At 68.5% G+C, this 8,006-nt stretch carries 8 protein-coding genes; 6 read left to right on the forward strand and 2 right to left on the reverse strand.

Annotation, left to right across the window (positions count from 1 at the left end; translation table 11 throughout):
• Nucleotides 1-181: 181 nt before the first annotated feature.
• Nucleotides 182-1,378: a diguanylate cyclase gene (locus tag ACFWW9_RS44965; protein ID WP_390389601.1), complete on the reverse strand. Its 1,197-nt coding sequence runs from the start codon at nucleotides 1,376-1,378 to the stop codon at nucleotides 182-184.
• Between the two features lie 163 nt (nucleotides 1,379-1,541).
• Between ACFWW9_RS44965 and macS the strand changes: the two genes are divergently transcribed.
• The 5 genes from macS to ACFWW9_RS44990 all read left to right on the forward strand — a co-directional run bounded on the left by macS (nucleotide 1,542) and on the right by ACFWW9_RS44990 (nucleotide 6,339).
• On the forward strand, nucleotides 1,542-2,699 hold the full coding sequence (gene macS, locus ACFWW9_RS44970; protein WP_390389604.1) for a MacS family sensor histidine kinase: 1,158 nt from the start codon (nucleotides 1,542-1,544) through the stop codon (nucleotides 2,697-2,699).
• The gene (locus tag ACFWW9_RS44975; RefSeq protein ID WP_390389606.1) at nucleotides 2,696-3,349 is read left to right on the forward strand and encodes a response regulator; all 654 of its coding nucleotides are present in this window, start codon (nucleotides 2,696-2,698) and stop codon (nucleotides 3,347-3,349) included. Before macS ends, ACFWW9_RS44975 begins: the two co-directional genes overlap by 4 nt.
• Before the next feature lie 5 nt (nucleotides 3,350-3,354).
• Nucleotides 3,355-3,966 (forward strand): DUF1707 domain-containing protein, encoded by a 612-nt coding sequence (locus tag ACFWW9_RS44980; protein WP_390389608.1) that lies wholly within the window; start codon nucleotides 3,355-3,357, stop codon nucleotides 3,964-3,966.
• Between the two features lie 163 nt (nucleotides 3,967-4,129).
• Complete coding sequence (tdh, locus tag ACFWW9_RS44985) at nucleotides 4,130-5,161, forward strand: L-threonine 3-dehydrogenase (protein WP_390389610.1); 1,032 nt, start codon at nucleotides 4,130-4,132, stop codon at nucleotides 5,159-5,161.
• Nucleotides 5,161-6,339 carry a glycine C-acetyltransferase gene (locus ACFWW9_RS44990; RefSeq protein WP_390389616.1) on the forward strand — a complete coding sequence of 393 codons (1,179 nt, stop codon included), beginning with the start codon at nucleotides 5,161-5,163 and terminating at the stop codon, nucleotides 6,337-6,339. Before tdh ends, ACFWW9_RS44990 begins: the two co-directional genes overlap by 1 nt.
• Before the next feature lies 1 nt (nucleotide 6,340).
• Here ACFWW9_RS44990 and ACFWW9_RS44995 read toward each other — a convergent pair whose 3' ends face one another.
• Entirely contained in the window at nucleotides 6,341-6,808 is a 468-nt protein-coding gene (locus tag ACFWW9_RS44995; protein WP_390389612.1) for a VOC family protein, read from the reverse strand.
• Nucleotides 6,809-6,955: 147 nt separating this feature from the next.
• On the opposite strand from ACFWW9_RS44995, the gene ACFWW9_RS45000 reads away from it, so the two are divergent.
• Nucleotides 6,956-7,807: a helix-turn-helix transcriptional regulator gene (locus ACFWW9_RS45000; RefSeq protein ID WP_390389613.1), complete on the forward strand. Its 852-nt coding sequence runs from the start codon at nucleotides 6,956-6,958 to the stop codon at nucleotides 7,805-7,807.
• Nucleotides 7,808-8,006 lie beyond the last annotated feature (199 nt).

Here is an 8,006-nt window from a genome sequence, read left to right on the forward strand (position 1 = left end):
CACGGCTTCTTACCACCCTAGAAAAGACGAAAAAGGGTGGGATAATCGGCGCAATCGGGGGTTACCACTCAAACCCCAAGCTCTCGCAAGCGTCCCCCAAAAGCGAGAACCCCCCGACACATACGCTAGCCCAGGGGTACGACACTCCCACGTACCCGCAGGTCAAGCCCCCTCAACACCCTCAAGCCATCTCCACCAGATTCCGCCCATACCCCTTGGCGGTCAACAACGCCGCATCAGCAGCCACCAACAAATCCGGCAACTCATACCCAAACCGCCCGGTAGTCGCCACCCCAATGCTCACCGTCAACCCGGACAACACATGATGCCGCCCATCGGTAGCCACAGTGGGCACCGACAACCCAGCCACCGCATGCCTCATCCGCTGCGCAACAGCCTCAGCCACTTCCGGCGAAGCATCAGGAAGAAGCACCACGAACTCCTCCCCACCAAACCGCCCCACCAAATCCCCCCGCCGAGTGGAAGCGCTCAACAACAACGCGATAGCCGCCAAAGCGGCATCCCCAGCCAAGTGCCCAACCTGGTCGTTCACCCGCTTGAAGTGATCCAGGTCCATCAGCATCACCGCCATGGACCGCCCGTCCCCACGCCCTTTCGCCAACTCCCCCCGAGCCTGCGAATCCCAGTGCACGGCGTTGGACAACCCCGTCTTCGCATCCCTCTGCGCCGACCGCCGCCACTGCGGCAACTGAGCGGCCCGCTCCAACAACGCCATGGGCGGCCCAGCGATCAACGTGTGCACAGCCATCGCACTGGCCACACACCCCATCAACCCCCCAAGGCTGACGGCCACAATCCCGAGGATCACGTCGATCGGCTCCCCGATCACCTCTTCCCGAGGCGCGGCGGGCCGCCGCAGGTGCAACCCCAACGCGATCAACCCCGACCGGAGCAGCAACAACACCGTCGCCCCGACCACCATCATCCCCAGCTCGCCGGACGGATCACTCCACCCGAACACGAACCGGGTCGCGAACACCGCCAACGCAGTCGCCGACAACGTGAACAGCCACCGGTGCGACTCCGGCCGCTGCGTCAGCACCCCGTGCAACGCGGGCCCGAACAGCAACAGCACCAGCAGGTTCGGCGGCAACGCGATGATCCCGGCCGTCAGGTAGCACAGGTGCGCGGCCCACGGGTTCCGCTCGGTCTCCCCCAGCCGATGGCTGTAGATAGAACTGCCGATGATCACCGCCCCGGCCGTCCCCGCGACCGCCGCGAACCGCCCGACGTCCGCGGACGAAGGCGTGGGGGTGGCGACGATGACGTAGGTGACCACGGCCAGCGCGGCGAAGTCGACGACGAGCCAGTACGCGAGCGCGGGCCAGCGCAGCGTCCACAAGGGCCAGTCGCGCACTGCATCCCTCCCCGCCGTGGGAGTGCCGACGTGGTGGCCGCGACAGCGGGTCACCAGACTCGGCCGCAAGCCTTGCACATCGTTCTCACAGGCAGTAGACGTCCACCTGGGGGTTAGCTGCGCCACTCCCGCACGGCAGGATGGGGTCCGAAGGGAGCACACCGTGCACATCAAGTCGGACGGCGAGGGGCCATCTGTGCTCGAAGACCCCGTCGCGCACCTGTGGCGGGGGACGGTCGCGCTACGGATAGTGACGTTCTTGTTCGCGCTCGGCAACGCGGCCGTGCACTCGAGCGGGTACGCGCGGCCGTGGCTGGCGTGGACCGTCATCGGCGTGATGGCGGCGTGGACGGTGTTCACCACGCGCGCGTACAGCCGCGAGTCGGGCAGGCTGCCGTGGGTCGTGGTCGCGGACCTGGTGCTCTCGTGCGGCCTGATGTCGACGTCGCGGCTGATCATGACCGATCTCCAGCTCCTCACCAACGTCCCGCTGATCACCACGATCTGGGCGTGCGGCCCCGCGGTCGCGGCGGGCGCGCTGGCCGGTCGGTACGCGGGCGCGGCGGGCGGCGGGATCGTCGGGCTGGTCACGTACCTGAACCGCGGCGCGATGAGCGTCGACCTCGTGCGGGACGTCGTGCTGCTGGCGGGCGCCGGGTTCGTGGTCGGGATGGCCGCGACGACGGCCCGCCGGTCGGCGGTGCGGTTGGCGCAGGCGTTGCGGACCGAGGCGGCGACGGCGGAGCGCGAGCGGTTGGCCCGGTCGATCCACGACGGCGTGCTCCAGGTGCTGGCGCGGGTGCGCAAGCGCGGGATGGAGCTGGGCGGCGAGGCCGCGGAGCTGGCCGAGCTGGCGGGCGAGCAGGAGGTGGCGCTGCGGTCGCTGGTCGCGGCGTCGCCGGTGGAGTCCACAGTGGATGGTGACGCCGACCTGAGGCCCGCGTTGCAACTGCTGGCGACGCAACGGGTGCAGGTGTCCACGCCCGCCACGCAGGTGATGCTGCCCGCGGTGGTCGCGCTGGAGCTGACGGCCGTCGTCCGGGAGATGCTGTCCAATGTGGACAAGCACGCGGGCCGCGACGCCAAGGCGTGGGTGCTGCTGGAGGACCTGGGCGAGGAGGTCGTGGTCAGCATCCGCGACGACGGCCCCGGCATCCCCGAGGGCCGCATCGACGTGGCCGAGGCCGAGGGCCGGATGGGGATCGCCAAGTCGATCCGGGGGCGGGTCGCCCTCCTCGGCGGCACCCTCGACTTGCAGACCGGGCCCGGTGAGGGCACGGAGTGGGAAGTGCGCGTGTTCCGAGTAGGGGGAGTCCGGTGACGGTTTCGGTGATGGTGGTCGACGACCACCCGCTGTGGCGCGACGGCGTGGCGCGGGATCTGGCGGAACGCGGGTTCGAGGTGGTCGCGACCGCGGCGGACGCGGGCTCGGCGATGCGGATCGCCCGCGCGGTGCGGCCGGACGTGGTGCTGATGGACCTCAACCTCGGCGAGCTGTCCGGCGTCGACGCCACCGCGATGATCACCGGCGAACTGCCGGGGACCAGGGTCCTCGTGCTGTCCGCGAGCGGCGAGCACGACGACGTGCTCCAGGCCGTGAAGGCAGGCGCGTCCGGCTACCTGGTGAAGTCCGCGTCGGCGGAGGAACTGGTGGACGCGGTGAACCGCACCGCCGCCGGTGACGCGGTGTTCACCGCCGGGCTGGCGGGGCTGGTGCTGGGCGAGTACCGCCGGATGGCCGCGAGCCCGGACGAGCAGGACGAGCCGCAGCTGACGGACCGGGAGACGGAGGTCCTCCGACTTGTGGCGAAAGGCCTGACAGCGCGGCAGATCGCGACGAGACTGGTGATCTCGCACCGGACTGTGGAGAACCACGTGCAGTCGACGCTGCGGAAGCTCCAGCTGCACAACAGGGTCGAGTTGGCCCGCTACGCGATCGAACACGGCCTCGACGCCGAACCGGAGGCTTGACCACCATGACCGACCCCAAGGACTTCAGGGTCTCGGACGCCGAACGCGAGCACGTGATCGGCCTGCTCCAGAAGGCCATCGGCCAGGGCTTGATCACGTTGGACGAGTTCTCCACGCGCACGGACGTGGCGCTGGTCGCGAAGACCCGCGGCGAGCTGAACGCGGTGCTCGTCGACCTGCCGGGCATGACGCACAACGAGCAGGCGCCCAAGGCCGTCGCGCCGAAGGACCGGGTCGAGATCAAGAACACCATGTCGTCGGTGTCCCGCAAGGGGCAGTGGGCGGTGCCGCGGGAACTGGTCGTGCGCAACCGGATGGGGTCGACCGACCTCGACTTCTCCGAGGCCGACATCCCGCACGCGGTGGTGACGGTCGAGCTGGACGTGACGGCCGGGTCGGTGTCGATCCTGCTGCCCGAGGGCGCGACCGTGGACACCGAGGAGATCGAGATGGCCGCGGGCAGCGTCTCGGACAAGTCCGGCGGCGGCGAGGGCAGGCCGCACTTCGTGCTGACCGGCGCCGTGCGCGCGGGGTCGGTGCAGATCAAGCAGGTCCGGATGGTGCGGATCGGCCCGTACCTCGTGCGGATGCCGGGGTTCCGGGTGCGCAAGGCCTGAGCCGTCCCCCGACCGGTGGGTCTCGAGTGGCGTTGCGCGGCGGTGGGGGTTCCACTTACCGGCAGCGCGAACGTCGTGCGCCGCCCTTGTGAAGCTGAGCTGACAAGGGATTGCAGAAAGTCCTGATGGACTGCACAACTCGAGACAGGTGACACTGCGCGTCATGAAGGCACTGGTCAAGGTGGCCGCCGGGCCGGGACTCGAACTCGTCGACGTCCCCGACCCCGTCGCGGGCCCTGGTGACGTCGTGGTGAAGGTGCTCCGCACCGGCATCTGCGGCACCGATCTGCACATCGACTCGTGGGACGACTGGGCCGCGCGCAACGTCAAGGCGCCGCTGGTCCTGGGCCACGAGTTCGTCGGCGAGGTCATCGAGATCGGCGTGGCGGTGACCGGGGTCCGGGTCGGCGACCTGGTCTCCGGCGAGGGCCACCTCGTCTGCGGCACCTGCCGCAACTGCAAGGCGGGCCGCCGCCACCTGTGCGCGAACACCCGCGGCCTCGGCGTCCACGTCGACGGCGCGTTCGCCCAGTACGCGGTCCTGCCGCAGGAGAACGCCTGGGTGCACCGCAACAAGGTGGACCTGGACGTGGCCGCGATCTTCGACCCGTTCGGCAACGCCGTGCACACCGCGCTGTCGTTCCCGGTCATCGGCGAGGACGTGCTGATCACCGGCGCGGGCCCGATCGGCATCATGGCCGCCGCCGTCGCGAAGCACGCGGGCGCGCGCAACGTCGTGATCACCGACGTGAGCGAGCACCGCCTCGACCTCGCCCGCAAGGTCGGCGTGGACCTGGCGCTCAACGTCGCCACGGCCACCATCGCCGACGCGCAGGCCGAACTCGGCATGTCCGAGGGCTTCGACGTCGGCATGGAGATGTCCGGCAAGCCGATCGCGATGCAGGACATGATCGCGAACATGGCGCACGGCGGCCGCATCGCGATGCTGGGCCTGCCCGCCGAGGAGTTCGCGGTCGACTGGAGCAGCGTCGTGCTGAAGATGCTGCACGTCAAGGGCATCTACGGCCGCGAGATGTTCGAGACCTGGTACTCGATGTCCGTGCTGCTCCAGCGCGGCCTCGACCTCACCCCGGTGATCACCCACAAGTTCGGCTACCGCGACCACGCCGAGGCGTTCGCGACGGCCCGTGAAGGCAAGTGCGGCAAGGTCGTGCTGGATTGGACGGAGGCCTGATGTACGGCGCGATGAGGGACGACCTGCTCGCGGGGATCTCGGAGATCAAGTCGGCCGGGCTGTACAAGGCCGAGCGGGTCATCGGGAGCGCGCAGAACGCCGAGATCCGGGTCGGGTCCGGCGACGAGGTGCTGAACTTCTGCGCCAACAACTACCTCGGCCTCGCCGACCACCCCGTGCTGGTCGCCGCCGCCAAGGACGCGCTGGACCGCTGGGGCTTCGGCATGGCGTCCGTCCGGTTCATCTGCGGCACGCAGGAACCGCACAAGCAGCTCGAAGCCAGGTTGTCGCAGTTCCTCGGCACCGAGGACACGATCCTGTACAGCTCCTGCTTCGACGCCAACGGCGGCCTGTTCGAGACGCTGCTGACCGACCAGGACGCGGTGATCTCCGACGAGCTGAACCACGCGTCGATCATCGACGGCGTCCGGCTCTGCAAGGCGCGGCGGTTCCGCTACAAGAACCGCGACCTCGACGACCTGGAGCGCCAGCTCAAGGACGCCGCCGACGCGCGGTACCGGCTCATCGCGACCGACGGCGTGTTCTCCATGGACGGCTACCTCGCGCCGCTGGACGAGATCTGCGACCTGGCCGAGCGGTACGACGCGCTGGTCATGGTCGACGACTCGCACGCGGTCGGCTTCACCGGCCCGAACGGCGGCGGGACGCCCGAGCTGTTCGGCGTCCAGGACCGGGTCGACATCGTGACCGGCACCCTCGGGAAGGCGCTCGGCGGAGCCAGCGGCGGGTACGTGTCCGGCCGTCGGGAGATCGTCGAGATGCTGCGGCAGCGGTCCCGGCCGTACCTGTTCTCCAACTCGCTCGCGCCGTCCATCACGGCCGCGTCGATCGCCGCGCTGGACCTGATCAGCTCGTCCGGCGAGCTGCTGACCCGCCTGCGGGAGAACTCGGCCCTGTTCCGGTCGCGGATGACCGCCGAGGGCTTCGACCTGCTGCCCGGCGAGCACCCGATCATCCCGGTGATGATCGGCGACGCCGCCGAAGCCGGCCGCATGGCCGACCTCCTGCTGGAGCAGGGCGTCTACGTGATCGGGTTCTCGTACCCGGTCGTGCCCCACGGCAAGGCGCGCATCCGGACGCAGATGTCCGCCGGACACACGACGGCGGACGTGAACCGGGCCGTCGACGCGTTCGTGGCGGCCCGCGCCCGGATGTAGCTCACGCCCCCGCGCCGGGGAGGGATTCCGAGAGCTCGAACATGTTGCCCCACGGGTCGCGGAAGAACGCGAGCCTGCGGCTGATCTGCTCGATCTCGAACGGTTCGCCGACCACGTCGACGCCGCGCCGGAGGAGTTCCTCCCGTGCGGCGTCGACGTTGTCGACGTGGACGCAGACGTGCTGGTAGCCGCCGTGGGTGAGGCTCTCGGCGAGGTCGTCGAGGACGGGGTTCGGGGACGGGACCGGGCCCGCCAGGAGTTCGACGTGGAAGTCGTCGTCGTTCGGGGGGCTGAGGTAGGCGAGCTTCAGGTCGCCGTAGGGCCATTCCTGGAGGACTCGGAAGTCGAGCTTGTCGGTGTACCAGGTTTTGGCCGCTTCGTAGTCGGGGACGCGGATGCCGATGTGGTGGCCGGAGAAGCTGGCGAAGGGGCTGGACGGGTTCTTCGGGGGGTTGGCTGGCATTGGCATGGTGCTCGCTCCTCGTTTTCGCTGGTGGGTCCAGTCAACTGGCCTTGGGTGGGTGGGGGAACGGGTTGCTTGGCACCCGTGAACCTGGCACCACCAGTGCCTCCCTTGCGCTCGCGCGCGTGGTGAGGGGGTGGTGAGAATGAGGGCATGACTCAGCCCAGTGAGCTCCGTGAGTTTCTTCGGTCTCGGAGGGCTCGGTTGACGCCGGACGACGTGGGGTTGCCGTGGCGGGCTGGGAGTCGGCGGGTGGCCGGGTTGCGGCGGGAGGAGCTGGCGCTGCTGGCCGGGGTGAGCGTCGACTACTACAACCGGTTGGAGCAGGGGCGGGCTCGGAACGTGTCCGATCAGGTGTTGTCGGCGGTGGCTGACGCGTTGAGGTTGGACGAACTGGAGCGGGCGCATCTGTTCGAGCTGGTGAAGCCGTCCGGGGGGCGGGTTGGGGTGCGGTCCGTTCGGGCTCGGCCTGCGGTGCGGATGATGATTGAGGCGTTGGATCCGACGCCGGCTGTGGTGCACGGGCCTCGGTTGGAGGTTGTTGCGATCAACCGGATGGGGACGGTGTTGATCGACGACTTCCCGGCTATGCCGGTGGGGGAGCGGAACATGGCTCGGTGGATGTTCCTGAATCCGAAGGCTCGGGTTGTGTATCCGGATTGGGCTGTGATCGCTGAGCAGATGGTGGCGATCCTGCGGGTGGCCGGGGGGAGGGATTCGGCTGATCCGGTGTTGGGGGCGTTGGTGGCGGAGTTGAGTGCTGCTTCGGAGGAGTTCGCTCGGTATTGGGCGGATTATCGGGTGTTTCGGCATACGCATGGGAGTAAGCGGTTTTATCACGAAGCTGTGGGGGTTATGGCGATCAACTATGAGACGTTGGTGCCGCCTACGGATCCTGGGATGTCGTTGATCTTGTATACGGCTGACACTGGGTCGCCTTCGGAGGAGAAGCTGAAGATACTGTCCAGTTGGGGGGCTGTTGATCGGGCTTCTCGGGTGCTCTGAGCTGCGGGTACGTGGGAGTGTCGTACCTCTGGGCTAGCGTATGTGTTGGGGGGTTCTCGCTTTTGGGGGACGCTTGCGAGAGCTTGCGCTTGGGAGGGGAACCCCCGATTGCGCCGATTATCCCACCCTTTTTCGTCTTGTCAAGGCTGGAAAGACGCCGTGACAACACGAACAAGGGTGGGGGCGCACATACAATCGG

This window comes from Umezawaea sp. NPDC059074 (genome assembly GCF_042738955.1).
Classification (GTDB): Bacteria; Actinomycetota; Actinomycetes; order Mycobacteriales; family Pseudonocardiaceae; genus Umezawaea.